21 protein-coding genes are annotated in these 26,417 nt (G+C 68.5%); 14 read left to right on the top strand and 7 right to left on the bottom strand.

Annotation, left to right across the window (positions count from 1 at the left end):
- The first annotated feature begins 6 nt into the window (after positions 1–6).
- The 8 genes from ACYVAN_RS00520 to ACYVAN_RS00485 all read left to right on the top strand — a co-directional run bounded on the left by ACYVAN_RS00520 (position 7) and on the right by ACYVAN_RS00485 (position 8,472).
- Positions 7–645, top strand: a complete 639-nt coding sequence (locus tag ACYVAN_RS00520; protein WP_460954371.1) for a cell division protein SepF — start codon at positions 7–9, stop codon at positions 643–645.
- Between the two features lie 19 nt (positions 646–664).
- Positions 665–949: a YggT family protein gene (locus ACYVAN_RS00515; protein WP_460954369.1), complete on the top strand. Its 285-nt coding sequence runs from the start codon at positions 665–667 to the stop codon at positions 947–949.
- A gap of 47 nt (positions 950–996) precedes the next feature.
- A complete protein-coding gene (wag31, locus tag ACYVAN_RS00510) occupies positions 997–1,863 on the top strand; it encodes a DivIVA-like cell division protein Wag31 (RefSeq protein ID WP_460954367.1) in 867 nt (288 codons plus the stop codon).
- Positions 1,864–2,085: 222 nt separating this feature from the next.
- Positions 2,086–2,649, top strand: coding sequence for a hypothetical protein (locus ACYVAN_RS00505; protein ID WP_460954365.1), 564 nt, complete (start codon positions 2,086–2,088; stop codon positions 2,647–2,649).
- Positions 2,650–2,955: 306 nt separating this feature from the next.
- Positions 2,956–6,141, top strand: coding sequence for an isoleucine--tRNA ligase (ileS, locus tag ACYVAN_RS00500; protein ID WP_460954363.1), 3,186 nt, complete (start codon positions 2,956–2,958; stop codon positions 6,139–6,141).
- A 151-nt stretch (positions 6,142–6,292) separates the two neighbouring features.
- Positions 6,293–7,165, top strand: a complete 873-nt coding sequence (lspA, locus tag ACYVAN_RS00495) for a signal peptidase II (RefSeq protein WP_460954361.1) — start codon at positions 6,293–6,295, stop codon at positions 7,163–7,165.
- Positions 7,162–8,094, top strand: a complete 933-nt coding sequence (locus ACYVAN_RS00490; RefSeq protein ID WP_460954359.1) for an RluA family pseudouridine synthase — start codon at positions 7,162–7,164, stop codon at positions 8,092–8,094. Before lspA ends, ACYVAN_RS00490 begins: the two co-directional genes overlap by 4 nt.
- A gap of 54 nt (positions 8,095–8,148) precedes the next feature.
- Positions 8,149–8,472, top strand: a complete 324-nt coding sequence (locus ACYVAN_RS00485) for a hypothetical protein (RefSeq protein WP_460954357.1) — start codon at positions 8,149–8,151, stop codon at positions 8,470–8,472.
- A 117-nt stretch (positions 8,473–8,589) separates the two neighbouring features.
- On the opposite strand, the gene ACYVAN_RS00480 is transcribed toward ACYVAN_RS00485, so the two are convergent.
- Positions 8,590–9,732, bottom strand: a complete 1,143-nt coding sequence (locus ACYVAN_RS00480; protein WP_460954355.1) for a hypothetical protein — start codon at positions 9,730–9,732, stop codon at positions 8,590–8,592.
- A 268-nt stretch (positions 9,733–10,000) separates the two neighbouring features.
- On the opposite strand from ACYVAN_RS00480, the gene dnaE reads away from it, so the two are divergent.
- Together dnaE and ACYVAN_RS00470 are read left to right on the top strand one after the other, a co-directional pair.
- Positions 10,001–13,603 (top strand): DNA polymerase III subunit alpha, encoded by a 3,603-nt coding sequence (gene dnaE, locus ACYVAN_RS00475; RefSeq protein WP_460954353.1) that lies wholly within the window; start codon positions 10,001–10,003, stop codon positions 13,601–13,603.
- A gap of 156 nt (positions 13,604–13,759) precedes the next feature.
- On the top strand, positions 13,760–14,986 hold the full coding sequence (locus tag ACYVAN_RS00470; RefSeq protein ID WP_460954351.1) for a cytochrome P450 family protein: 1,227 nt from the start codon (positions 13,760–13,762) through the stop codon (positions 14,984–14,986).
- A 45-nt stretch (positions 14,987–15,031) separates the two neighbouring features.
- Here ACYVAN_RS00470 and ACYVAN_RS00465 read toward each other — a convergent pair whose 3' ends face one another.
- Positions 15,032–17,059: an arabinofuranosyltransferase gene (locus ACYVAN_RS00465; RefSeq protein WP_460954349.1), complete on the bottom strand. Its 2,028-nt coding sequence runs from the start codon at positions 17,057–17,059 to the stop codon at positions 15,032–15,034.
- 203 nt (positions 17,060–17,262) lie between these two features.
- Between ACYVAN_RS00465 and ACYVAN_RS00460 the strand changes: the two genes are divergently transcribed.
- The gene (locus ACYVAN_RS00460; RefSeq protein ID WP_460954347.1) at positions 17,263–17,928 is read left to right on the top strand and encodes a DUF2567 domain-containing protein; all 666 of its coding nucleotides are present in this window, start codon (positions 17,263–17,265) and stop codon (positions 17,926–17,928) included.
- Between the two features lie 10 nt (positions 17,929–17,938).
- Here the strand turns inward: ACYVAN_RS00460 and ACYVAN_RS00455 are convergent, their stop codons facing one another.
- The 3 genes from ACYVAN_RS00455 to ACYVAN_RS00445 are packed head-to-tail and all read right to left on the bottom strand — an operon-like array spanning position 17,939 to position 20,433.
- The gene (locus tag ACYVAN_RS00455; RefSeq protein ID WP_460954345.1) at positions 17,939–18,958 is read right to left on the bottom strand and encodes a hypothetical protein; all 1,020 of its coding nucleotides are present in this window, start codon (positions 18,956–18,958) and stop codon (positions 17,939–17,941) included.
- A 38-nt stretch (positions 18,959–18,996) separates the two neighbouring features.
- Positions 18,997–19,674 (bottom strand): LON peptidase substrate-binding domain-containing protein, encoded by a 678-nt coding sequence (locus ACYVAN_RS00450; RefSeq protein WP_460955259.1) that lies wholly within the window; start codon positions 19,672–19,674, stop codon positions 18,997–18,999.
- Positions 19,675–19,713: 39 nt separating this feature from the next.
- Entirely contained in the window at positions 19,714–20,433 is a 720-nt protein-coding gene (locus ACYVAN_RS00445) for an NUDIX hydrolase (RefSeq protein WP_460954343.1), read from the bottom strand.
- Between the two features lie 107 nt (positions 20,434–20,540).
- On the opposite strand from ACYVAN_RS00445, the gene nadA reads away from it, so the two are divergent.
- Genes nadA through nadC form a run of 3 tightly spaced genes read left to right on the top strand, consistent with a single transcriptional unit; the run spans position 20,541 to position 24,054 of the window.
- Positions 20,541–21,572: a quinolinate synthase NadA gene (gene nadA, locus ACYVAN_RS00440; protein WP_460954341.1), complete on the top strand. Its 1,032-nt coding sequence runs from the start codon at positions 20,541–20,543 to the stop codon at positions 21,570–21,572.
- Positions 21,569–23,170 (top strand): L-aspartate oxidase, encoded by a 1,602-nt coding sequence (locus ACYVAN_RS00435; protein ID WP_460954339.1) that lies wholly within the window; start codon positions 21,569–21,571, stop codon positions 23,168–23,170. The genes nadA and ACYVAN_RS00435 overlap by 4 nt, the downstream gene beginning before the upstream one ends.
- Positions 23,167–24,054 carry a carboxylating nicotinate-nucleotide diphosphorylase gene (nadC, locus tag ACYVAN_RS00430; RefSeq protein ID WP_460954337.1) on the top strand — a complete coding sequence of 296 codons (888 nt, stop codon included), beginning with the start codon at positions 23,167–23,169 and terminating at the stop codon, positions 24,052–24,054. Before ACYVAN_RS00435 ends, nadC begins: the two co-directional genes overlap by 4 nt.
- Before the next feature lie 114 nt (positions 24,055–24,168).
- Here the strand turns inward: nadC and ACYVAN_RS00425 are convergent, their stop codons facing one another.
- Positions 24,169–24,735 carry a rhodanese-like domain-containing protein gene (locus ACYVAN_RS00425; protein WP_460954334.1) on the bottom strand — a complete coding sequence of 189 codons (567 nt, stop codon included), beginning with the start codon at positions 24,733–24,735 and terminating at the stop codon, positions 24,169–24,171.
- A 124-nt stretch (positions 24,736–24,859) separates the two neighbouring features.
- Complete coding sequence (locus ACYVAN_RS00420; protein WP_460954332.1) at positions 24,860–26,269, bottom strand: MBL fold metallo-hydrolase; 1,410 nt, start codon at positions 26,267–26,269, stop codon at positions 24,860–24,862.
- Between the last annotated feature and the right edge of the window lie 148 nt (positions 26,270–26,417).

Here is a 26,417-nt window from a genome sequence, read left to right as displayed (position 1 = left end):
ATGCCGATGAGCGCGATGCACAAGCTGAAGGCCTACTTCGGCATGGTCCCGGCCGATGAAGTCGACGAGTACGACGACGAAATCACCTACCGCGACCGCTATGCCGCGGACACCGGCGACCACGCGCCCTACGAAGCTCAGCCGGACCGGTTGAGCAGTCGGAGGCGCGCCGTCGGGGGCATTCGTGGTGGCTACCAGGAGGCGGGGGACGAAGAGGACGACTACGTCGAAGACTTCCGCGAGGTGAAGCGTCCTCGCAGGCAGTGGTCCGCGGAGACGTCCGGTCGTGGATCGCTCGCTGCCGAGTCGCAGTGGGACCCCGCGTCGCGGCTGCGAGCGGTGACCGACACCGGCAGCCACTTCAACTTGAGTAAGATCACAACCCTGCATCCCCGGAGTTACAGCGAAGCGCGGACAATCGGGGAGCAGTACCGGGACGGAACCCCGGTGATCATGAATCTGACCGAGATGGACGAGGCGGATGCCAAGCGACTGGTGGACTTCGCGGCCGGACTGGCGTTCGCGATGCGGGGCTCGATCGAGAAGGTCACCAATCGGGTGTTCTTGCTCTCACCGCCCAATGTCGATGTCGCGGCGGAAGACAAGAGGCGCCTCGCGGAGGGGGCCTTTTTCAACTATGGCTGAGTGGTGGCAGAGTTGAGTCGTGGAACTGCCGCAGATTGTCCTGTTCTATCTACTGTTCTTCTTCTGGCTGCTGCTCACGGCGCGTATCGTGGCCGAGCTCGTCCGTGCGTTCGCCCGCGACTGGCGACCCGCCGGGGGGGTTGCAATCGCGTTGGAGAGCATCTACACAGTGACCGACCCGCCCGTGCGGATGTTGCGTCGGGTGATTCCGACCGTCCGGATCGGCGGCGTCGGCCTAGACCTATCGATTATGGTGCTGCTGCTGGTCGTGTTCATATTGATGCGACTGGTGCAACCCGGGTGACGGGGAACCCGGGCGACCCGCAGCCGAGGAGTGCGTGAGGTGATCTTGTGGGCTTGACCCCCGCCGACGTTCATAACGTCGCGTTCAGCAAACCTCCGATCGGTAAGCGGGGCTACAACGAGGACGAGGTAGATGCATTCCTCGACCTGGTTGAAGCCGAGCTTGCCCGGCTGGTTGAGGAGAACAACGACCTGCGGAGCCAGGTGGAGCAGCTGGAGTCCCAGCTGCAATCGGCTCAGGTCGATCTCGACGACGCCCGCACCCAAGCGGCGTCGACGACCTCCTCCACCGCAGCCGCACCCGTGGAGGAACCCCGCCGGCTCGCCCCGGTGCCGGCGCCGGCCGCGGCGGAACAGACGTCCCCCGGTGGTGATCACCATGTGCAGGCCGCGAAGGTCCTGGGCCTCGCGCAGGAGATGGCCGACCGTCTGACCGGTGAGGCGAAGGCCGAAGCGGACGGGATGCTTTCCGAAGCGCGGACGAAATCCGAGCAACTGCTCTCGGACGCCAGGGCGAAGTCCGACAGCATGGTCAACGAGGCCCGTACCCGGGCCGAGACGATGCTCAACGACGCACGCACCAGGGCTGAAACCCTGGAACGGCAGGCCAGGGAGAAGGCTTCTGGCCTGGAGCGCGACGCGCAGCGCAAGCACTCCGAGGTGATGGGCAACATCACGCAGGAGAAGAACGCGCTGGAGAAGAAGATCGACACCTTGCGCACGTTCGAGCGCGAGTACCGGACCAGGCTGCAGACCTACCTGGAATCCCAGCTGCGCGAGTTGGAGGATCGTGGCTCCGCCGCACCGGCGGAGAACAGCGCCGGCGGCGGCAGCGGCAGCGGCAGCGGGAGCCGTTCTTCGAGCGGCCAGCAGAACAGCTACAGCTTCGGGGCAAGGGCCGCCGAAGCGGGCTAGCGTTCGACTTCGGGTGCGGGGCGGCCTTCGGGGCCGCTCCCGCCCCGGTCGGCCCACTCGGTCCGTTTCCGGGCGGGTGGGTAGGTCCGCGATGCTCCGAGGCGAGGGTTGGCCGCCGGGCAAGCCGGAAACCGCGTGGTGCCGAGGTTACGGTCAGAGCGGTCTCGGACGGTCTTCGAGACGGTTCTGTGGTGACTCCGGAGGGCGGGGATCGGCTTGTTGGTGAGCGTTCTGTTGCTGGTTCTCGTGGCCGGTGGCGTACTGGCCGGTTCGGTCGTCACGGACCGTCCGGAGTGGGCATGGTTGGCGGTACTGCTGTGTGCGGCCGGTGTGATGCTGCTGGGTGTGGAACGTTTTCGACGTCGGCGGAAAGCGAGCTCGACGACGGCGGAATCGTCCGCTACCGGGGAGGAGCAGCAGCCCGGACGGCACGACGGCACGCGTCTGTCGGATACGACCGGCCCACCGGAGACGGAGCCCGACCGGGCGGGCGAGCCGGCCCAGCCGCCGACCGAGCCGCCGACCGTTGATGTGCATGCGGCAGCGGGACACGACCCCGGTGAAGAGCGCGCCGACGTGGCTGACTCGATCGTGGTGTCCGAACTGGACGTCGAGGTCTTCGTGGTCGACGAACACCCCCGCTACCATCTCACCCGCTGCGGGTGGCTCGCTCGGCGAGAAGTGCTGCCATTGCCGCTGGTCGAGGCCCGACAGTTGGGTTTCACCCCCTGCGCGCGGTGCAGGCCGGACGCGACGTTGGCCGCCCGGCAGCGGGTGGCGAGCTGAGGCAGCGCCGGTGTCAAGGTTGGTCGACGGCCGCGCTATGCTGGGTGAGCAGTGGCGATGATCCGGCGATCACCGGGGAGCTTCCGGAAGAACGGGTGACCAGTTCGCCTCAGTAGAACCGGACGGGTCGGCCCGTCACAGCCGGTGAACGAGTGGTCGCTCCGTGGCCGTGCCGGTCGCGAGCGGCAAACGGGGTGGTACCGCGGATCTCGTGCGCATGCGGCACGAGGTGTCGTCCCCGTGTGGACATCGATCTTCGACGTCCGTGCGGCGGAATTCACGACACACCGCGAGGAGCAATCCGCGATGGCTTATCCCAAGGTTCGGTTCGGCGACGCGTCCGAGGACCGCGCCGATACTTCAGCCGCACCCGAGCACGGTGTGGCCGCGCAGCCGTCGTTTCCCCGCATCGAGCACCAAGTGCTGGACTTCTGGGCCGGGGACAAGACGTTCCAGGCCAGTGTTGAGGCGCGGGAAACGGGTACCAACGGCTCGAACGAGTTCGTTTTCTACGACGGCCCCCCGTTCGCCAACGGCTTGCCCCACTACGGTCACCTGCTGACCGGCTACGTGAAGGACGCGGTGCCGCGCTATCAGACGATGCGCGGTCGGCGCGTGGAACGGCGTTTCGGCTGGGACTGCCACGGGCTGCCCGCCGAGGTCGAGGCCGAGAAGCAGCTGGGGATCTCGGCGAAGTCGGAGATCGAGGCGATGGGGGTCGCCGAGTTCAACGAAGCCTGCCGATCCTCGGTGCTGCGCTACACCGACGAGTGGGAGAACTACGTCACCCGGCAGGCGCGCTGGGTGGACTTCGACAACGACTACAAGACTCTCGACCCGGACTACATGGAAAGCGTCATGTGGGCCTTCAAGACGCTTTGGGAGAAGGGTCTGGTTTACGAGGGCTTCCGGGTGCTCTGGTACTGCTGGCGTTGCGAGACGCCGTTGTCGAACACCGAGACCCGGATGGACGATGTCTACCGGCAGCGCCAGGACCCGGCGGTGACGGTGGGACTGCGGTTGACCGCTCCGGGCGAGGAGTTCGACGGCGCGCAGGCGCTGGTGTGGACGACGACCCCGTGGACGCTGCCGTCGAACCTCGCGGCCGCGGTGCACCCGGACGTCGACTACGTGCTGGTCGCCCCTGGTGGAGGCAAGCAACGCTACGTCCTGGCCGAGGCGCGGTTGTCCGCCTACGCGCGGGAGTTCGGTGAGGACATCGCTGATCACGTCATCGCCCGATTCAAGGGCAACGACCTGCTCGGAACCTCCTACGAGCCGCCGTTCGACTTCTTCGCCGGGCGGGAAAACGCCCACCGGGTGCTGGCGGCCGACTACGTCACCACCGACGACGGTACGGGAATCGTGCACATCGCCCCGGCCTTCGGTGAGGACGACAAGTTGGTCACCGACGCCGCGGGTATCGAGCCGGTCATCCCGGTCGACGGGCACGGCAAGTTCACCGCCGAGGTAGCGCCGTACGAAGGCTTGCAGGTTTTCGACGCCAACAAGTCGATCATCCGCGACCTGAAGGACGCGGGCCTGCTGGTCCGGCATGAGACCTACGACCACCCGTACCCGCACTGCTGGCGGTGCGACAACGCGCTGATCCAGCGGGCGGTGTCGTCCTGGTTCGTGGCCGTGACTCAGTTCCGGGATCGCATGGTCGAGCTCAACCAGCGGATCAACTGGGTGCCGGAGCACATCCGGGACGGACAGTTCGGCAGGTGGCTGGAGAACGCGCGGGACTGGAACATCTCCCGCAACCGCTACTGGGGCTCGCCGATCCCGGTGTGGGTTTCGGACGATCCGGAGTATCCGCGGACCGATGTCTACGGGTCGATGGAGGAGTTGGAGCGCGATTTCGGCGTCCGACCGAGCGACCTGCACCGCCCGAACATCGACCGGCTGACCCGACCGAACCCGGACGACCCGTCCGGGCGGTCGACGATGCGTCGGGTGCCGGAGGTACTGGACTGCTGGTTCGAGTCGGGGTCGATGCCGTTCGCCCAGGTGCACTACCCGTTCGAGAACGCGGGCTGGTTCGAGCACCACTACCCGGGTGACTTCATCGTGGAGTACAACGGCCAGACCCGCGGCTGGTTCTACACGCTCCACGTGCTGGCCACCGCGCTGTTCGACCGGCCGGCGTTCTCCAACGTGGTGGCGCACGGGATCGTGCTCGGCGAGGACGGCATGAAGATGTCGAAGTCGAAGGGCAACTACCCGGACGTCAACGAGGTGTTCGAACGGGACGGTTCGGACGCGATGCGCTGGTTCCTGATGTCGAGCCAGATCCTGCGCGGGGGTGACCTGGTGGTCACCGAGCGGGGCATCCGCGATGCGGTGCGCCAGGCGGTTCTGCCGTTGTGGAACTCGTGGTACTTCCTGGCTCTGTACTCCAACGCCGAGGGCGTCGAGGGCCGGTACCGGGTGGACAGCGAGCACGTGCTCGACCGGTACGTGCTTGCCAAGACCCACGAGCTGGTGGGCGACGTGCAGGACGCGATGGACGCGTTCGATCTCGCGGGCGCCTGCGCGACGGTGCGCGACTTCCTGGAAGTGCTCACGAACTGGTACGTCCGTCGTTCGCGGGACCGGTTCTGGGCGGGCGACCAGGATGCGATCGACACCTTGCACACCGTGCTGGAGGTGACGAGCCGGGTGGTTGCGCCGATGCTGCCGCTGACCGCCGAGGCCGTGTGGCGCGGGCTCACCGGTGGGCGTTCGGTGCATCTGGCCGACTGGCCGCTTGTCGACGAGCTGCCCGCGGATGCGGCTCTGGTCTCGGCGATGGACAAGGTCCGGCAGGTGTGTTCGGCGTCGTTGGCCCTGCGCAAGTCGAACAAGCTGCGGGTGCGGTTGCCGCTGGCGAAGCTGGTGGTGGCCTCTTCGGAGGTCGACTCGCTGCGACCGTTCGTGGACTTGCTGCGGGACGAGGTCAACGTCAAGGAGGTCGAGCTGACCACCGAGGTAGCTGCGCACGGCCGGTTCGAGATCGCGGTGAACGCGCGGGCGGCCGGCCCGCGGCTGGGCAAGGACGTGCAGACGGTCATCAAGGCGGTCAAGGCGGGCGACTGGTCCCGCACGCCCACGGGCGATGTGGTCGCGGCCGGTGTTGAGCTGCAGGAGGGTGAGTACACCGAGCGACTGGTCTCCACCGATTCGGGCGCGGCCTCGGCTCTCCCGGCCGGTAGTGGGCTGGTGGTGCTCGACACCGAGGTCACCTCGGCGTTGGCCGCCGAGGGTGTGGCGCGCGATGTCGTCCGGGTGGTTCAGCAGGCCCGCCGGGATGCCGGTCTGCAGGTGTCGGACCGGGTGGCTGTGACCGTGTCGGCCCCGGCCGAGGTGCTCGAGGCGGTGGCGGCGCATCGTGAGTTCATCGCGGGGGAGACGTTGGCGCAGGTCGTCGAACCGGGCTCGGCGGAGGGCGGTTTCGAGGGCAGCGTCGGCGACGGCGTCGGGATCGCGGTGTCGGTGACGAAGGTGTGATCGGTTCTCGGGTGGGTTCGGTGCTCCCGAGCCCACCCGAGCTCCGGAACCCAGCCGAGTTCGGGCCCGGCCGAGTTGGGGAACGGTCTGTTCGTCGACCGTGGTTCGTACCGCTGCGAGCGCGGTGAGCACGGTCGGGGACAATGGCGGTGTGAGCGCAGAACAGCCCGATCATGAGCGGGCCCCGAGGTCGTCCTCGCCGGAAGCGTCCTCGCCGGAAGCGCCCGTGCCGGAGGATTCCGGTTCCGACCCCGCCGAGTCGGTAGCCGAGTCGGGTTCCGAGCGGGCTTCCGAGCTCGGGGGAGCCGCTCGGCCCGCCCGGGATTCGACTGCGCAGGAACGCGCCCGGCCGGACACGGGGGCGGGTTCGGACGGCGCAGCCGGACCGGGTGATGCTGCCGGATTGGACACTGCGGCGGGTTCGGACACTGCGGGGGACTCGAGCAGCGCGGCCGAGCAGGGCCCGAACGCGGGCCCGCCGGTGGGACGCCGCTTGCTGGTGTTGTTGTTCGGGATCGCGACGCTGTCCTTGGCCTTGGACATCGTCACCAAGGTGCTGGCGGTGGCCAAACTGGCCGACCAACCACCGGTGCGATTGCTCGGCGGCACCGTCTACCTGGTGCTCGTGCGCAATCCCGGCGCGGCGTTCTCGTTGGCCACTGGGCTGACCTGGTTGCTGGCGCTGTTGGCGTTCGTCGTGGTCGGCGTGATCATCTGGCTCGCCCCGAAACTCCGTTCGACCGGATGGGCGATCGGACTCGGACTTGTTCTCGGCGGTGCCTGCGGCAATCTGGTCGACCGGATCTTCCGTCCGCCGGGGCCGCTGCAGGGGCACGTCGTGGACTTCGTGTCGTTGTTCGCTCCGGACGGCAGCGTGTGGCCGGTGTTCAACGTGGCCGACTCCGCGATCGTGTGCGGTGGTGTCCTAGTGGTGTTGATGTCGCTGCTGGGGCGGGACTACGACGGGAGCGTCCACCCGCCCAAGCGCAAGCGGACCGTGAAGGATTCCGGGGACGAGTCGTGACTGATCTTCGAACGCTGCCCGTTCCGGACGGGTTGGATGGCATGCGCGTGGATTCGGGCCTGTCGAAGCTGCTCGGCCTGTCGCGCAGCGTCGCGGCGACCTTGGCCGAGTCGGGCGACGTGGTCGTCGACGGTGCTCCGGCGGGGAAGTCGGACCGGTTGATGGCGGGAACCTGGTTGGAGGTGACTCTGCCGCCCACCGAGCAGCCGATCGAGGTCGTCCCGGTCGCGGTAGAGGGAATGGGCATCCTGCACCAGGACGACGACATCGTGGTGATCGACAAACCCATCGGGGTGGCGGTGCACCCGAGTCCGGGCTGGGACGGCCCGACGGTCATCGGTGGTCTGGCCGCCGCCGGGGTCCGGGTCGCCACGTCCGGCGCTTCCGAGCGGCAGGGTGTGGTGCATCGGCTCGACGCGGGGACCACCGGTGTCATGGTGGTCGCCAAGAGCGAGCGCGCGTACACCGTCCTCAAACGGGCGTTCAAGGAACGCACCGTCGACAAGCGCTATCACGCGCTGGTGCAGGGCCACCCCGATCCGAGCCGCGGGACGATCGACGCTCCGATCGGGCGGCATCCGCGGCACGACTACAAGTTCGCCGTGGTGACGGGCGGCAAGGACAGCATCACCCATTACGAGACGGTCGAGGCGTTCCGCGCGGCTTCGCTGGTCGACGTGAAACTGGAAACCGGGCGCACCCATCAGATTCGGGTGCACTTCGCGGCGATCAAGCATCCCTGTGTGGGAGATACGACCTACGGTGCGGATCCGGTGCTGACTCGCAGGCTCGAGGTCACGAGGCAGTGGCTGCACGCCCGCACGCTGGGGTTCGAACATCCGGACGATGGGCGTTGGGTCAGTTTCGACAGCCCGTATCCGCAGGATCTGCAGCATGCGCTGGACATTCTGCGCGCACAGGATGCTTGAGGACGTTGCTGTCGCGTAAATTGGGCGGGAAGATCTTGAACACGAGGAGTCTTCATGAGCGCCACGGACGGTTCCGAGCCTGATCGCCCCTGGACGGACGACACGCCCACCCCCGTAACCGGAATTCCCGCGCAGCCGCAGGCGGCGACGGACGACATGACACCACCCACCGGCATCGAAGGCCTCGCCGGCGCGGTCACCGCCGAGGACTTCGGGCAGGCAGGTCCTGCCGTGTTCGGCGCGGAACCGCAGGAATCGCCGAGGGAAGCCGACACCGGCGACTGGCCGAAGCTCGAATACCGCAGCCGGAACAAGCCCGAACGCCGTCGCGGCGGCATGTTCGACACGCTGCGCGGCCGGAGCGGCGAGCAGCAATAACACGTTCGGTGGGCCCGCTCGCGGCGCCGGCCTGGCAACGGCTGTACCCGAGCTGCGCGGCACCGGCCGTTCGGCGCGCAGGCCACCTCACCGGAAGCAGGCGCCGCGCGGGCCGGATCAGAGCTCGGTGATGTCCCACGTGAGCGTGCGCCGGTCGTCGCCGCGCCTGGGCATCCAGCGGACCGCGGCGAGATCGACCGGTTCGGGGAGCACGTAGATCGTGTGGCCGCCCGCGGTGGCCCCGGCGGCGAGGCCCGTCTGGTGCGGCGGCCGTGATGACAACGAAACCGGAGCCTTGCTCACCACGGAGCCGTCGGTCGCGATCAGTTCGAGGTACTCGTCGGGCAGTGCCGCGAACGGCACGCTGCCCCGGTTGGTGACCTCGGTGTGCACGATCACCGCGCGCTCGCCATCCGGAAGCTGGTATCCGGCCGCCGTGTACAGGAAGTCCGCTGGGTCGACCACCTCGACGAGCTGGATGGTGATCCGCTCGCCCTCGTACCCTTCGACGTCGAGCTTGCTGCCGATCGTTCCGGCCGGGACCGGTGCGGGCTGTGGAGGCGGCGACTGTGGAGGCGGCGACTGCGGAGGTTGGGCCCCCGCCTGCTGATCGCCGCGCGTCCAGGAGGCGGAGCCGGCGGGGCCCCACGTGCTCGCCGGGTCGGCGGGCGGTGCGTCTCCTTGCGGTGCTGCCTGCGCCGGGTATGCCTGGGCCGGGTACGGCTGTGACGGGTACGGCTGTGACCGGTACGGCTGTGAGGGATACGGCTGTGAGGGATACGGCTGGGAAGGGTACGGCTGCGGGCCGCTCTGCACCGGGGTCTGCCCGGACGGCTGCGGGTGGTTGCCGCTGGGATGCTGCGCCGGTGGCCACCCGGTCGGGGCCGGGACCGGATAGGAACCGCTCTGCGGCGGAGGCACCGGATGGCTGCCGCTCGGCGCCGGCCCGTGGTGCGCGCCGCTGTGCCCCGGCGCCGGCGGTCCCTGGTTCGGAACCTGGCCCGGCGGCTGGGTCTGGACCGGGTACGACCCGCTGGCCTGCTGGTACGCGTTCGCCGCAGCGAGCGCGCTGCGCAGGCCGTTCGGGTCACACTCGACCCCCACCACCAGCAGTAGGCCGGTGGTGGACAGCGACGCGAGCCGCGCGGCGACTTCGCGAACGTCCATGCCGAGTCGACCGGCGATCTCGTGCACCGCGGCCCGGCCCGTCTCGGCGACGACGCTCAGCAGACGGACGTCCACGGGATCAGGGGCAGCCACGCCTGTCCACGCTACCCCGTCGGGACGGGCCACGGATGCCGGGCACGCGGCGCTCCACCGAACGCCGGAGCGGCCCGGCACGAGCTGTCCGACGCGGGGCGGGGATGTCCCCGAACTCGTCGGGGCTTGGCGTTAGGCTGGGGTCGATCGGCGCCAGGCGCCACATCCGCCGGCTTCCGCCGCCCGTGCAGACCGGCGCCGATCCACCCGCAGCATCGCGCCGAACGTGCCGCGTTCGCTTCGTTGACAACGCCAGGAGGTTCGAACCTTGTCCGTCGACCCCTTCGTTCATCTGCACGTGCACACCGAGTACTCGATGCTCGATGGTGCGGCGAAGGTCGAGGCCCTGTTCACCGAGGCGAAGCGGTTGGAGATGCCCGCGGTCGGAATGACCGACCACGGCAACATGTTCGGCGCCGACGAGTTCTACCAGCAGGCGAAGAAGGCCGGCATCAAACCGATCATCGGCATCGAGGCGTACGTGGCCCCGCACAGCCGGTATCACAAGAAGCCGGTGTTCTGGGGCGAGGCGAAGCAGCGCTCCACCGACGAGTTCGGTGAGGGCGGTGACGTCTCGGGCGCGGGTGCCTACACCCACATGACCATGCTCGCGGCCAACGCCACTGGGCTGCGCAACCTGTTCACGCTCTCCAGCCGGGCCAGCATGGAAGGTCAGTACAGGAAGCCCCGCATGGACAGGGAGCTGATCTCCGAGCTCTCCGAGGGCATCCTCGCCACCACCGGTTGCCCGTCCGGTGAGGTGCAGACGCGGCTCCGGCTGGGACAGTACAAAGAGGCGCTGCAGGCAGCCTCGGACTACCGGGACATCTTCGGCCCCGAGAACTTCTTCTTGGAGTTGATGGACCACGGGTTGGCGATCGAGCGCTCGGTCCGCGAGAACCTGCTCAAGATCGGCAAGGAACTCGACCTGAAGCCGCTGGCCACCAACGACAGCCACTACGTGACCGCCGACCAGGCCGATTCGCACGGCGCGTTGCTGTGCGTGCAGTCGGGAAAGACGCTCGACGACCCGACCCGGTTCAAGTTCGGCGGCGACGGTTACTACCTCAAATCCGCCGAGGAGATGCGCGAGTACTGGGACAAGGAGGTTCCGGGCGCATCCGATTCCACGTTGCTGATCGCGGAGCGGGTCGAGTCCTACGACGACGTGTGGGACTTCCGCGACCGCATGCCGCGCGTGGCGGGCAAGGACGGCATGTCCGAGCGCGACCAGCTCGAGGCGGAGATCGAGCACTACCTCCCGTCGCGCTACCCGGAGGGTGCCAGCGAGGCGGTGCGCGAACGGGTCAAGATCGAGCTGGACGTGCTCGACACGAAGGGCTATTGCGCGTACTTCCTGGTGGTCGGTGACATCACTCGGTGGGCGAAGTCGCAAAGCATCCACGTCGGGCCCGGACGTGGTTCCGCGGCGGGCTCGTTGCTGGCCTACATCCTGCACATCACGAACCTCGACCCGCTCGCGCACGGGCTGATCTTCGAGCGGTTCCTCAACCCGGAACGTGACTCCCCGCCGGACATCGACCTCGACTTCGACGACCGCCGTCGCGACGAAGTGCTGCAGTACGCGATCAACAAGTACGGCAAGGACAAGGTCGCCCAGGTCATCACCTTCGGCAAGATCAAGACGAAGGCGGCGATCAAGGACGCGGCGCGGGTGCACCACGGCCAGCCCGGCTTCGCCATCGCCGACCGGATCTCCAAGGCCCTGCCCGCACCGATCGCGGCCAAGGACATCCCGCTCGCGGGCATCGTCGACGAGCAGCACGAGCGCTACGCCGAAGCCACCGAGGTCCGCAGCCTCATCGAGACGGACACCAGCGTGTCGCAGATCTTCGACACCGCTCGGGGACTCGAGGGACTGATCCGCAACGCAGGCGTCCACGCGTGCGCGGTGATCCTGTCCTCGCAGCCGTTGTTGGGGACCGTCCCGCTGTGGCAGCGCGACGACGGTTCGGTCATCACCGGCTGGGACTACCCGTCGTGCGAGTCCATCGGTCTGCTGAAGATGGACTTCCTGGGACTGTCCAACCTCACGATCCTGGGTGATGCCCTGGAGTCGGTGAAGGTCAACCACGACATCGAGGTCGATCTCTCGACGCTGGGCCTGGACGACGAGAACACCTACCAGCTGCTCGCCCGCGGCGACAGCCTCGGCGTGTTCCAGCTCGAAGGTGGCGGTATGCGGGAGCTGCTGAAGCGGCTCCGGCCCACCGAGTTCACCGACATCGTCGCGGCGAACGCGCTTTACCGGCCGGGTCCGATGGAAGTCAACGCGCACATGGACTACGCGGATCGGAAGAACGGTCGCAAACCCGTCGAACCGATCCACCCCGAGCTGGACGGGCCGCTCAAGGAGATCCTGGCCGAGACCTACGGTCTGATCGTCTACCAGGAGCAGATCATGGCCATCGCGCAGAAGGTGGCCGGGTACAGCCTCGGGCGAGCTGACATCCTGCGCCGGGCGATGGGCAAGAAGAAGAAGGAGGTCCTGGACCAGGAGTTCGAGGGCTTCCGCGACGGCATGCTCGGGCAGGGTTTCTCCGACGAAGCGATCAACGCGCTGTGGACGACGGTGCTGCCGTTCGCCGGCTACGCGTTCAACAAGTCCCACGCCGCCGGTTACGCCCTGGTGGCCTACTGGACCGCTTACCTGAAGGCGAACTACCCCGCCGAGTACATGGCGGCACTGTTGACCTCCAACGGGGACAACAAGGACAAGATGGCCGTCTATCTGGCGGAGTGTCGGCGGATGGGCGTCCGGGTGCTGTCGCCGGACGTCAACGACTCGCGGGACAACTTCACCGCCGTGGGCGCCGACATCCGGTTCGGGCTCAGCGCGATCCGCAACGTCGGGTCGAACGTGGTGGGTTCCATCTGCAAGGTGCGGGAGGAGAAGGGGCGCTACGGCTCGTTCACCGACTTCCTGGACAAGTCCGAGACGCTGGTGTGCAACAAGCGCGTGATCGAATCGCTGATCAAGGCGGGCGCTTTCGACTCGCTCGGGCACACCCGGATGTCGCTGGTGCAGCATCACGAGTCGGCCGTGGACGCGGTGATCGGCCTCAAGCGCCAGCAGGCACTCGGTCAGTTCGACCTGTTCGGCGCCGATTCGGGTGGCGAGGAGAACGCGGATGCCTCGCCGTTGGCCCATCTCCAGTTCACCACCGAGGAGTGGCCCCGCAAGCAGATGCTCTCCTACGAGCGGGAGATGCTCGGGCTGTACGTCTCGGCGCACCCGCTGGACGGTGCGGAGCGGTTGCTGGCGCCGTATCAGGACACCGGGATCGCCGAACTGGTCGGCGGAGAGCGGGACAGCGGCGGCGGTGGCGGCGGTGGCAAGGAGCCACAGGTCAAGGTCGCCGGCATGATCTCGGGAATTCAGCGCCGCATCAACAAGAACGGCCATCCGTGGGCGATCGTCACGCTGGAGGACCTGGATGCCAGCGTGGAGGTGCTCTTCTTCCCGAAGTCCTACGAGATGTTCTCGGATTGCCTGCTGGAGGACACCGCGATCGCGGTGAAGGGGCGGATCAACGAGCGGGAGGGCACGGTCAGCGTCTTCGCGTCGGATGCGGTGCAGGTGGACATCTCGGCGGCGGAGACCGATCCGGGAACCAGTCCCGCGTTCGTCATCAAGATTCCCGCGGGGCGGGTGGACCGGTCGCTGGTGAGCGAGCTCAAGCGCACCCTGCAGGCGCATTCCGGCACGGTTCCGGTGGAGGTGAAACTCCAGGGGCCGCGTGGCGTGACCCGGCTGGCGTTGTCCAGCGATTACTTCGTCTCGACGGAAAACGGGTTGCAGGGCGAGCTGAAGGGCCTGCTGGGCGCGGGCTGCTTCGAGGGCTTCTGAGGGGTCGTAGCACGGATTTCGCGGGGCCGCACGACTTTCTCGTGCGGTCGCTGCCGCGCTGGTTCGTCCGGGTGGTGTACCCGGTCCGCGTGTGACAGCCGGTCGCGATGTGAGTTGACTGGACGGCGATGTGTCGGCGACTCCTGGAGGACTCGCATGTCCCTGCCCGAATCAGCGCTACCCGACGACCACGTGGTCTTCGACCGCGACTTTGCTCAGGATCCGCATCTGCGTTTCGCGTTGATGCGCGATGAAACGCCGGCTCGGCGGGTGGTCACGAGCAGCGGACTGCCCGGTTGGGTCCTCACGCGGTACGACGACGTCCGCGCGGCGTTGAGCGATTCGCGGATCAGCAAGGACGTCGGGCGACTTCGGGAGGTCATTCGCGAGCGGCGGTTGCCCGGGGTCGGCGACCGGATGATCGACCAGTCGTTGTCGTTCCACATGCTCAACGCGGACCCACCCGATCACACCCGGTTGCGCAAGCTCGTGGTGAAGGCCTTCACGCCGGGCAGGATCGAGTCGATGGGACCCCGGGTTGAGCAGATCACCGACGACCTGCTCGACGCGATGGACGGTCGGTCCGAAGTGGACCTGCTGGACGAGTTCGCCTTCCCGCTCCCGATCACGGTCATCGCCGACCTGCTGGGCGTGGACGAAGACCGGCGGGAGGAGTTCCGCGCCTGGTCGAAAGTCCTGCTCGACGACGGCGTCTCCGAGGCCGCCGCGGAAGCGTTGCGGCAGACCACCGAGTACCTGTCCGGACTCGTGGCGAAGAAGCGGGAGCAGCCCGGCGACGACCTGCTCAGCGCGCTGGTCGAGGCGAGCGAGGATGAGGACCGGCTGGATGAGAACGAGCTGCTGGCCATGGCGTTCCTGCTGCTCGTAGCGGGGCATGAAACCACGGTCAACCTGCTGGCCAACTCGGTGCATGCGCTGCTGCGGAATCCGGAGCAGTTGGCGAAGCTCCGCGCGGATCCGGGATTCGTTCCGGCCGCTGTCGAGGAGACCCTGCGATTCGACAGTCCGGTCATGAACGCCACCGTGCGGCACACCACCGAGCCGGTGAGGTTCGGCGAGGTGGAGGTTCCGGCTCGTTCGGTGGTGTGGCTTTCACTCGGAGCGGCCAACCGCGATGCGGAACGGTTCACCGACCCGAACAGCTTCGACGTCTCCCGGGACACCAGCGGGCATCTGGCGTTCGGTCACGGGATCCACTTCTGCGTCGGTGCGAGCCTGGCCCGGTTGGAAGGCCGGATCGGATTGCGCAAGCTGATCGACCGGTTTCCGAACCTGCGTGCCGTCGAAACCCAGAGAGGATTGACCTGGCGGTCGAGCACGCTGATCAGAGGACTCGAACGGTTTCCCGTCCGCCTGGATTGAGTCGAGCCAGGCTCGGGGTGCCCGGTTCGGGCGGTGGTGCGGAGGTCAGCGGCGGGCAATGATCGTGTAGGGGCCCACGTCGCGCTGGGCGAACTCGGGGGACTCGAACGCGGCCCGGTCGAAGTGCACGTCGTAGTCCCGCACGTTGGGCAGCTGCGGGAACGCGTCTCCCTTGAGTTGGAGGGCCAAGTCGTCGGCGTGCCGACCGTCCTCTGGTCCTTCCTCCGAGTTCAACGGGCTCGTCGGGTTGCGGAAGACGAACACGTTCGGAGCTTCGTACGGGCTCCGGCGCAACATGTTCAGAAGTTCGCGCGGGTTCTCGGCATCCGCCCAGCGCTTGATCTCGGCAGCGCGGCCTTCGTAGTCGGCGAGCGGGTTCGCGTAGTGCGGCGTCTCCTGCTGGAAGCCCCAGTAGGGTTTGAACGACATGATCTTGTAGTTGGTGCTCAGCAGCAGGTTCTTCTCCGGGGAACGGCCGGTCATCCCGCGGATCGCGGCGAACACGTCATCGGCCCACGCGCCGGTCTGCTCCGGGTCTCGATGCCCCTTGGCGTTGTCGCCGGTCGGGTAGTAGTCCTCGTAGGCGAGTTTGGTGGAGTCCGCCAGTTTGGAACCGATCGCGTCCTGGGTCAGCGCGACCGCGCCCAGCAGGCCGAAAGTCGCGCTGATGAGCGAGACCCGTGCTGCGTAACGGGTGTCGACGTGGCGGCGAAGGTAGGTGATCAGCTCGACGAGGCCGAGCACGCCCGCGGTGGCGAGGACGAGTTCCAGGATCACGTTGAGCCGGAACGCCAGCAGCGTGGTCTTGGCCATGAGCGCCAGCGTGGAGAGCGCGAACCAGCAGTAGACGGCGAGCACGATCGTGAACATCGCCGCCGCGACCTCGCTGTTGCGGAAGCGCATCAGCAGCCAGACCACCCCTGCCAGGCAGAGCACGCCGAGTACCGACGCCTCGGTCATCGGAAGCGGGAGGAAAGCGCCGTTTCCCGGCAGGTAGTGCTGTGCCGCGCTGCGCGGATTGTTCAGCAGGAACTGCGTGGAAAGCAGGTAGGGCAGCCACACGAGCAGGGCCAGCAATCCGCTCACGATGCCGATCGGCAACAACCGGAGGAACAGCCGCTGCACCGTCGGCCACACGGCGGCACCGTCCCGCACGCGGAAGATCCCGATCAGGACGGCCATCGCGACGAACAGCAGGACCGCGAAGCCGAAGTGTAGCGTGTAGGTGATCGCCGTGAAGCCGACGTAGCCGCCGATGCAAATCAGCGTCCAGCGGGGTGCGCGGTGCTCACGGCGCAGCGCGTGCCAGGTGAGCACGGCGATGGGTGGCAGCCAGGCGGCGGACGGCCAGGCGTACGGCTCTTCGATCCCGTGCAACATGCCGGCCAGCGTGGTCGCGAGTGCGGCGACGAGGGCGAGCCTGCGTCGCAGCACGACGCTCCAGAGCGTGAACGTGACGACCGCGGTCACAGCTACCCAAGCCAGCGCGTACGGCTTGTACGCGGCCCAGCCCTCCCAGCCGAGGAGGTTCGCGAACCGGCCGCCCAACCAGAACCAGCCGCTCGGGTAGTAGGGCGCGGTGTCGGCGTAGTTCATGTCGGCGAGGCCGGGTGAGGAGGCCGCGCGCGTCATGAACTGCAGCCGAAAGCCGTTGTCCGTTGAGGACCCGCCGAAGTAGTAGCGGGTGCCCTGCAACGGGATGGCGAGGGCGATCGTGACGAACGAGGACAGGGCGAGCCAAGTGCCCCCCAGTCGGGCCCAACGTGGTGAACGTCGACGACCGAGGAACAGTAGTCCGAACAGGACGATCAGGATCGTGCCGCTGCCGACGGCGGCGAGTGCCTCGGGCGCGAAGCTGGGCTCGCTGATGCCCAGCCGGGCGACGACGAATTGGAGCACGAGGCTGACCACGGCGGCCAGCGCCGAGCCGAGCAGCAACTCACCGATCGTGCTCCGCAGCGGCAGTCGCACGGCCGAGGCGCGGCGCGGTTCGTCGATCGGGCTGAAGTCGGTCGGTGCCGAGGTCGGCAAGATTCCCGCCACGTGGGCTCGTCCTTCACCGGTGGGCGACATTGGGGCATGCGAAGAATAGTTGATGCTCGATTGAGCTCTTGCGGCCGAGGTGCCCGTCGCTCGCGCTGCCGGTCAGCGGGGTACGTCGGTCGATCCGGGCGTTCGCGCCAGGCTGCGTCCAGGGTCGGCGTGCGGGGGCGGCGACCGGGCCGGTGGGGCGGTGGCTCGGCGGTGGTGCGTACGGGCGCGGGGGTGTGAGCGCTATGGTTCCGGGAGCAGCCGTCGGTGAGGTCGAGGAGGTCGCCAGCGTGCGTGACGAAGCGCCGTCGGAGTCGGTCGATGCGCGTGCGGAGCCCGTGCGGATACGTCCGGACGGCGTCGAGGGAGGCCTCCTGTCCGGGAGGGCGGACACGATCCCGCGAGTGGTCGTCAAGGCGGACCTGCTGCCGGCTCTGAGTGCGTTGTCCCTGCTGGCGTTGCTGGGTTTCCCGCTGGCCTGGGCGTGGTCGAGGCTCGCGCTCCCGCAGGAGAGCGTGCTGGCCCGGAACGGTGAGCTGGTGCCGCTGCTGCTGGCCGAGAGCTACCACGAGTTCGATTCGCTGGGCGTGTTCATGCTGCTGGAGTTGGCGCTCGGCGTGCTGTCCGCCGCCGCGCTGTGGCAGCTGCGTGGTCGGCGCGGGCCGGTGATGCTGATCGCGGGGGCGGCCGGTTCGTTGGTGGCGGCGTGGATGGGGGCTCGAATGGGGCCGTCCTTCGCCGCCTCGCGCTACCCGATGCCCCCCGAGCTGGAGGTCGGTGGCTTGGTGACGGTGGCCCCGGAGATCACCCAGCTGTGGGTGGTGCTCGCCGCGCCGTTGGCGCTGGCGTTCACCTACGGTCTGCTGGTCGCGTGGAACGGACTGGACGACTTGGGACGCCGATTGCGCTGACCCGGGCGGGTCAGTCGCCGGGGCGGAACGATTCGCCGATGCGGTCGACCACGTCGGGCGGGACTGCCGCGGGCACTTCCTGGTCGGCGATCGTGATGTGCACGACCGAGCTGGTGCCGTTGTTGTTCGTGGCGATCACGTTGATCAGGACGGCCGGCGAGCCGCACTGTTCGGTCCCGGCGGGGGTCACGGTGGCGGCCACGCGGGTGCCGTCCGTCGCGCCGTCCGCGCCGAGCCGAACCTGCTGGACGGGACTCAGTGCCACCTGCGGCTTCGTGCCGTCGACGGTGTAGGCCAGCTCCGCGAGCTTCCGGGCGGTGTCGGTGGCCACTCGGGCGTCGTCGGGCCCCTCGCGAGCGGTGGCGCCCGCGAGTGCCCGGAAGCTGCCGCTCTGCCCGGCGCAGAATCCCCGCTCGTGGGTGGCTACGCCGGTCATGGTCACCGAGTCCTCGGGCGGACCGAAGCCGATCACGTTCGTCGGGGACTCCGTTTCCCAACCGGGTGGAACGTCGTAGACCGCTCCGCGCTCGGGAACCGGTACTGCTTGCCAGCCCGGGACGACGGCGGTTCCCGGGGCGATGGTGGCGGTCGCCGCGCTCGTCGGCGCGGTGGGGGTTTCCCGCGCGGCAGGCTGCTGCGGTTCCCCGTCGCGGTTGACCAGGACGATCGTGGCGGTGATCGCCACGATCGCGACCGCCGACGCGGCGAGGGTGGCGATCAGCGGTCCACGCTGCTTCTCCGGCGGTTCGGGTTCGCCACCGCCGGCAGCGGGGTGCGAGAAGGTGCCGAGCCCCTGGTAGCGCCCGCTTTGGTGCCCCTGCTGTGTCGGTCCGTACTGCGGGCCGGGGTGAGTGTGTTGCGGGGCGGCGGGGACTGGCTGACCGGTGAGCGGGTCGTAGTACTGATGCCCCTGGTCCGGCATGCGCGGGGCGCCGTCCGCACCCCCGGGTGGTGGGCTCCCGCCCGAGAACGGCCCCCAGGTCCGGTTACCGTCCGAATTCCCGTTGCCCGGGTCACCAGGTGACGACATGGGCAAGATCCTATCGAGTCGCCGCCCGGTGCGGGGATTCAGTTGACGCTGGTCTGCTCGGCGAACTGCGCCAGCGGTGCCGGGATGGCACGGAGCTCACGGAGGAACTCGGCCTCGCGCAGCATCAGCGTGCGCGCCAGCCGCAGGCGTTCGAGCGGGTCGGTTTCCGCCAGTAGCGCCTGCCGATCCTCGGTGGTGAGCACGCAGTCCTCGGCGAGCGTGTAGGACAACTCGGCGCTGTCCAACGCGGCGTCGGGGGCTTCGTAGCGGTCGCCGCGCAGCCCGGTCGCGTGGTAGCGCTCGTGGGCGAACCGCGCGGACGCGTCGAGACGTTCGCGCCGCCGGTCCGAATCCCCGTTGGACGCGACGTCGGGGAGCCACTGCACGCGGGCCATCAGGTAGGGCGCGGCCTCCCGGTCGATCTGCAGCAGGCGAAATCGGCGCTCGCCCGTCCCGGTAATGTCGTAGCGCCCCTCGGGCAGTTGCCGGGCGTGTTGGAGCACGGCCGAGCATCCGACGTCGTACATCGAGTCGATGTTGTCGTCACCCACCTCCCAACCTTGTTTGATGCCGACCACGCCGAATCGGCGGTCGGGTACCACGTCGTTGAGCAGGTCGACGGTGAGCTGTCGATACCTCGCCTCGAAGACGTGCAACGGCAGGGACGCGCCTGGCAGCAGCACGGTGCTCAGCGGGAAGAGCGGGAGCGTGTCCATCACGTCGTCCACACTACTGCGAGGTCCGGGTCGGAGGGGTCAGGAACCGGTCTCGGACGTGGGTGGGCGGAACACCGCGAACGGGTCGGTGATCGCGAGGTCACCCTCGGTGAACCGGAACAACGCGGGTGGGCGTCCGCCGGAGGGGCCGGCGGGAACCGTGCGGCCGGTGGGCTCGAGCACGCCGCGCCGGGACAGCACGCGTTGCAGGTTCGTGGCCGACACCTGGTAGCCGAGCGACGCGGAGTAGATGCGGCGGAGTTCGGAGATGGTGAATTCGGCCGGAGCCAGCGCGAAACCGATGTTGGTGTAGGAGAGCTTGGCCCGGAGTCGTTCCCGGGCGGTGAGCACGATCTTCTCGTGGTCGAAGGCGGTCGAGGGCAGGGCGTCGACCGCGTGCCAGGCGGTGTCCGCCGGCACTTCCGGGTCGACGTCGGACGGCACCAGTCCGAGGAAGGCGGTGGCGACGACGCGGCGCGACGGAACTCGTGTCGGATCGCTGAACGCGGCGAGCTGTTCGACGTGGGTGAGCTTGTGCATGTCGACCTTCTCGGCGAGCTGGCGGCGGATGGAGGTCTCCACGTCCTCGCTGGAGCCGAGTCTGCCGCCGGGCAGCGACCAGCGACCGAGATGCGGGCTTTGCGCACGCTGCCAGAGCAGGACGTGCAGGTGGCCGCGTCGTGACTGCAGGACGCTCGCCAGTACTTCGTGACCGGCGTCGCTCTCGTGCCGATCGGTGTCGGTGTTACGATGAGGCACGTTTTCGATTGTAAGGCGAAAACCCGCGCAAGACCATCTCGGCGGGTTGAGCCCGGGTGAGTCGCGCCATCCGGCCAGGTCGTCGGCGGTGCGGTGAGGAGGACGAGATGTCGGTTGCCGACAACGCGCTCGCGGTCGTGCCGCAGCGGACGGAGGCCGGTTACGTCGGGGTGGAGCCCGACGGCGACTGGGCAGCGGAAGTCCGCAGGCTCGCGAACGAGCATGACGCCGTGCTGCTCGCGCACAACTACCAGATGCCGGAGATCCAGGACGTCGCCGACCACACCGGAGACTCCCTTGCTCTGAGTCGGATCGCCGCATCCAGTACCGCGAGCACGATCGTCTTCTGCGGCGTGCACTTCATGGCTGAAACGGCCAAGATGCTCGGCCCCGACAAGACGGTGTTGATCCCCGACGAACGCGCCGGTTGCTCGCTGGCCGACTCGATCACCGCCGAGCAGCTACGTGAGTGGAAGGCGCAGCACCCCGGTGCGGTCGTGGTTTCCTACGTGAACACGACCGCTGAGGTCAAAGCCGAGACCGATATCTGCTGCACCTCGTCCAATGCCGTCGACGTGGTGCGCTCCATTCCGGCCGAGCAGGAAGTGCTGTTCTGCCCCGACCAGTTCCTCGGCGCCCACGTTCGGCGCGAGACCGGGCGGGAGAACCTGTACGTCTGGGCGGGTGAATGCCACGTGCACGCGGGCATCAACGGTCCGGAACTGGCCGACCGGGCGGCGGCGAACCCGGACGCGGACCTGTTCATCCACCCCGAATGCGGCTGCGCGACCTCAGCGCTCTACTTGGCGGGAGAGGGCACGCTGCCCGAAGACCGGGTCAAGATCCTTTCCACCGGCGGAATGCTCGATGCGGCGCGGGAGACCGGGGCCGACTCCGTACTGGTGGCCACCGAAGTCGGCATGCTGCACCAGCTGCGCAAGGCCGCTCCGGAGATCGACTTCCGCGCGGTCAACGAGCGGGCCTCCTGCAAGTACATGAAGATGATCACACCGGCCGCGCTGTTGCGCTGCCTGCGCGACGGAGCCGACGAAGTGCACGTCGACCCGGTCACCGCAGAGCGCGGGCGCGCTTCGGTCGAGCGCATGATCGCCATCGGAACGCCGGGAGGCGGCGAGTGACCTGGGAGGCCAGGGCGGACCTTGTCGTCATCGGCACCGGCGTCGCGGGGCTGACCGCGGCACTGCGCGCCCGCGCGGCGGGGCTGCGCGTACTCGTGGTGACCAAGGAGGCCGCGGAAGCGGGCAACACCGGCTGGGCGCAGGGCGGGGTCGCGGTCGTGCGTCCCGGTGAACACGACCCGCAGGACAGCATCGAGCGGCACGTCGACGACACGCTGGCGGCCGGGGCGGGGCTCTGCTCGGCTCCGGCTGTTCGGGAGATCCTCGCGGGTGGGGCGGCGGCCATCGAGTGGTTGCGGGAGGTTGGGGCATCGTTCGACACGGCGCACGACGGCATGCTCGCCCGAACCCGCGAAGGCGGGCACAGCGCGTTCCGCGTGATCCACGCGGGAGGTGACGCCACGGGAATCGAGGTGCAGCGCGCGCTCACCCGAGCTGCCGATGACGTTCCGGTACTCGAACAGCACTGCGTGGCCGAACTGCTCAAGGACGAAGCGGGTGCGGTCGCCGGCGTGCTGGCGCTCGACGCGGAAGGGCGGTACGGCGTCGTCCGGGCGCCCGCCGTGCTGCTGGCCACCGGCGGTCTCGGGCAGCTGTACGCGGCCACGACCAATCCCGATGTGGCCACCGCCGACGGGATCGCGCTGGCGCTGCGGGCCGGAGCCTCGGTCGCCGATCTGGAATTCGTCCAGTTTCACCCGACCGTCCTCTTCACCTCGCGAACCGCGCGTGGGCGACGTCCGCTGGTCACCGAAGCGGTGCGAGGTGAAGGTGCGGTCCTCGTCGACGTGCGCGGTGACCGGATCATGGCGGGGGAGCACCCGCTGGAGGACCTGGCCCCGCGCGACATCGTCTCGGCGGCGATCAACCGTCGGGCGGCCGAGACCGGCGCGGAGTGCGTCTACCTGGATGCCACCGGTATCGGAGCCGGTTTCGCGGAACGGTTCCCGACGGTTTTCGCGGCCTGCGGCGAAGCAGGCATCGATCCACAGCGTGAGCCGATCCCCGTGACCAGTGCCGCGCACTACTCGTGCGGGGGCGTGGTGGCCGATGTGGACGGACGTACCGGGGTCGCCGGGCTGTACGCGGCAGGAGAAGTGGCCAGCACGGGCCTGCACGGCGCGAATCGCCTGGCCTCCAACAGCCTGCTCGAAGGTCTGGTCGTCGGTTCGCGCTCCGCCGCCGCGGTCGCCGAAGACCTGCGCAGCGGTGTGCTCGCGCGAAGGCCCGGCCAGCCCGCCGACGTGGCACCCGCCACGGCCGTGGTGGATCGGAGTCTGCTCCAGCGCACCATGAGCCGCAGTGCCGGTATCGGACGTTCCGGCGAAGGAATGGCCGCTGCGCTGACGGAACTCGATCAGGCGGGCGTCGTTCGTCCACTACGGACTCGACAAGCGGTGGAGGATTCGTCGTTGGCGTTGACCGCCCAGGCGTTGCTGACTTCGGCGGGTGTGCGCACCGAATCCCGCGGCTGCCACCGGCGGATCGACCACCCGTACACCGATGATCAACGTTGGCGCCGCAGCAGCGTCCTGCGCCTGGACGTGTCCGGCTGGTTGATCCGAACCGAAAGCGAACCCTTGGGGAGGGCGGCGTGACGCTGTCGGACACCACGAGCGCCGCACTGCGTTCGGCCGGTCTCGATCCGGAAGAGACCCGGGCGCTCGTTCGGGCCGGGCTGGCCGAGGACCTGCGCTACGGGTCGGACGCGACGTCGGCCGCGACCGTCGCCGCCGACACCATCGCCGAAGCTGGGTTCAACACCCGTCCCGCGGGGGTGCTGGCCGGGATCCCCATCGTGCGCGCCGTACTCGACGAGGTGCTCGGTGCCGACGGGTACCTGGTCCGGTCCGAGCGGCCCGACGGATCCACCCTGCGTCCGGGCGAGTGCGCGCTGCAGGTCAGCGCACCCGCACGCGGACTGTTCACCGCGGAACGAACGGCGCTGAACTTCGTCTGCCACCTGTCCGGCATCGCCACCGCCACGGCGGCGTGGGTGCGTGCGGTCGCGGGAACGGGATGCCGCATCCGGGACAGCCGCAAGACCCTGCCGGGCCTGCGACTGCTGCAGAAGTACGCGGTCCGGTGTGGTGGTGGGGTCAACCACCGGATGGGGCTCGGCGACGCGATCCTGATCAAGGACAACCACGTGGCGGCGGCCGGGTCGGTGGTCGCAGCGCTGCGTGCCTGCCGACACCAAGCCCCGGAACTGCCGATGGAAGTCGAAGTGTCCACGCTCGACGAACTCGACGCGGTGCTGGCGGAAGGAGTCGAGCTGGTGCTGCTGGACAACTTCACACCCGAGCAGTGCGCGGAGGCGGTCCGGCGCACCGGCTCGGTCTCGCCTGCGACCGAGCTGGAAGCGTCCGGTGGCCTCGCCCTCGATGTCGCGCACACCTACGCCGAAACCGGCGTGCACTACCTCGCGGTCGGTGGCCTCACCCACTCGTCCCCGTCCTTGGACCTCGGTCTCGACATGTGACCGAGCGCGGTTCGGCGGCGGGGAGCTTCGGAATCGAGATCGACCGCCGGTTGGGGTGGAACAACGACCGAGCAGCCCACGCCGGGGCGGCGTCCCGCCCCGGCGGGCACGCGATCAGCGGACGTCGGCCGGTGCCGTCCTCGCGGTCAGCGCGGGCAGCAGCAGGTGGGCGTGGGCTTCCGGGGTCCGGTTGTACGGCAGTTTCGAGAGCAGGTGCGCCATGGCACAGGTGTTGCTGACGGCGGCGAACGTCAGTCCGGCGCCGATGAACCCGGCGAGCCACTTCGCCGGCTTGAACACGGTGCTGGCCAGCACCCCGGTCAGCGCGAGCGATCCGGCAACCAGCCGGACCTGCCGCTCCATCTCCCAGCGTCCCTCGCCCTGCTCGACGGGGTAGCCTTCCTTGCTCCACTTGTCGAGGCCGCCCGCGAGTACACCCAGTTCGCCGACACCGGCGTTCGCCAGCAGTGTCCGAGCCTCGTCCGCACGCGCCCCTGATGCGCACACCAGCACGACCGGTTCGGAGTGCTGGATCCGCAACGTGTCCTTGTTCTCCTCCAACAGGTCGAGGGGCACGTTGTGCGAGCCGGGGATGCGCACCGCGGCGAACTCGCCGGTGGTGCGCACATCGATCACCCGGGTCGGAGACCCGGTTTCGAGTAAGTCGCGAACTTTGCTCATGTCCACAGTAGAATTGTGAGTCGTCACGGAATTCCTCTCTCCTGGACCGTGGAAAAACATCCTGCGAAGATCGATTTCTTCGGGGTGGCTGTGCGCCGAGCGCCTCCCGCGCGTTCCGGACACATCAGTCCATTGAGGTCAGTGGTACGCCGGCGTCGCTCGCCGTGGCGAACATGTCGTCGATGAGTACCACCGCGCGCCCGGCGGCGTCGAGCAGCGAAGCTCCCGCGGCAGCGCGGTAGCCGCTTCCGCAGTGGACCCAAACGGTACCGTCCGGAACTTCATCGACTCGGCGCGGAAGTTCGTAGAGCGGGATGTGCACCGCGTTTTCCACGTGGGACGCGCGGAACTCGTTCTTCGTCCGCACATCGAGCACCACTCCCGGAGCGGGAAGTTCGGAACCGCCGCCGTTCAGCGCGCGAGCGAGGTCCGCGAACACGGCGGTGGGCATGCCGCGCAACTGCGCGGTGTCGGCCGCGAGCTCTTCCGGGGTGCCGGTGGCGGCGGCGGAGAACTTGTCGATGCCGATGCGGGCGAGTTCTCGCTGCGCCTCCGCGACCTGGCCCGGCGTCTCGCCGAGCAGCGTGATCGGAGCGCCCCAGTCGATCATCCAGCCGAGCCACGTGACCATCGGACCGTCCAGGCCGAGGCTGATGGTGCCCGCAAGGTGCGAGTGGACGTAAGCCTTGCGGGCACGCAGGTCGACGACCCACTCGCCGCGTTCGAGTCGTTCCCGCACCTGCCCCGGGTCGGCCGTCGTCGGTGCGCGCAGGTCGATCGGTTCCGGGCCCGCGGTGTTCCGCACCCCCATGTGGGCGTAGTAGGCCGGGTATTCGTCCAAGCCGGACAGTGTCCGTTCGACGAACTCGCGCTCGGCCAGGGTCAGTGCCGGGTTCTTCTCCTGCTGGTCACCGATGGTGGCGGAGTCGCCGTCCGCCTGCGCCGCCGAGCAGAAGCTGCCGAACCCGTGGGTGGGCCAGATCAGGGCTCCCGAGGGCAGCAGTTCGGCGAGCTTGCGGGCGGAGGCGTGCTGGTGGCGTGCCAGCTCCTCGCTGAGGTCCTGGCCGAGCAGGTCGGTTCGGCCGGTGGTGCCGTACAGCAGCGAACCGCCGGTGAACACGCCCACCGCCCCTTCCGGGTCTTCGAGCGCGTAGGACAGGTGGTGGAAGGTGTGCCCCGGAGTGGCCAGCGCCCGCACCCGCAGCCGGTCGGACACGTCGATGACATCGCCGTCTCGAATGGGGCGTCGTTCGTACGGGACTTCGTCATCGGCGGCGACGCCGTACTCCGCCCCGGTGAGACGAGCCAGTTCCAGTCCTCCGGAGACGTAGTCGTTGTGCACGTGCGTTTCGAGCACGAGCGCGATCCGCACCCCCAGTTGCCCCGCCGCGGCGATCACGCGGTCCACGTCGCGCTGCGGGTCGACCACTACCGCCACCTGCCCGTCGGTTGCGAGGTAGCTGCGGTCGCCCAGCGAAGACGTTTCGATCACTTCGACGGTCAGTACCGGTGTTCGAGAAGTGTGCGGAGCCATTTCGAACCTCCTTCAACCGCGCGACCGGACTCGATCGACCCGGAGGTGCTGCCGAGGACCGAGGCGACCCGCACGCCCACGGCGTTCATGGTCGCGGCCCGGAGACCGTGCCCCATCGCCCGCGCCCATCACCCCCGGGCCGCCCCGG

Source organism: Parasphingorhabdus pacifica (genome assembly GCF_054779195.1).
Note: the sequence above shows the minus strand (reverse complement) of the source record. Positions and strands in the feature narration are given on the sequence as shown.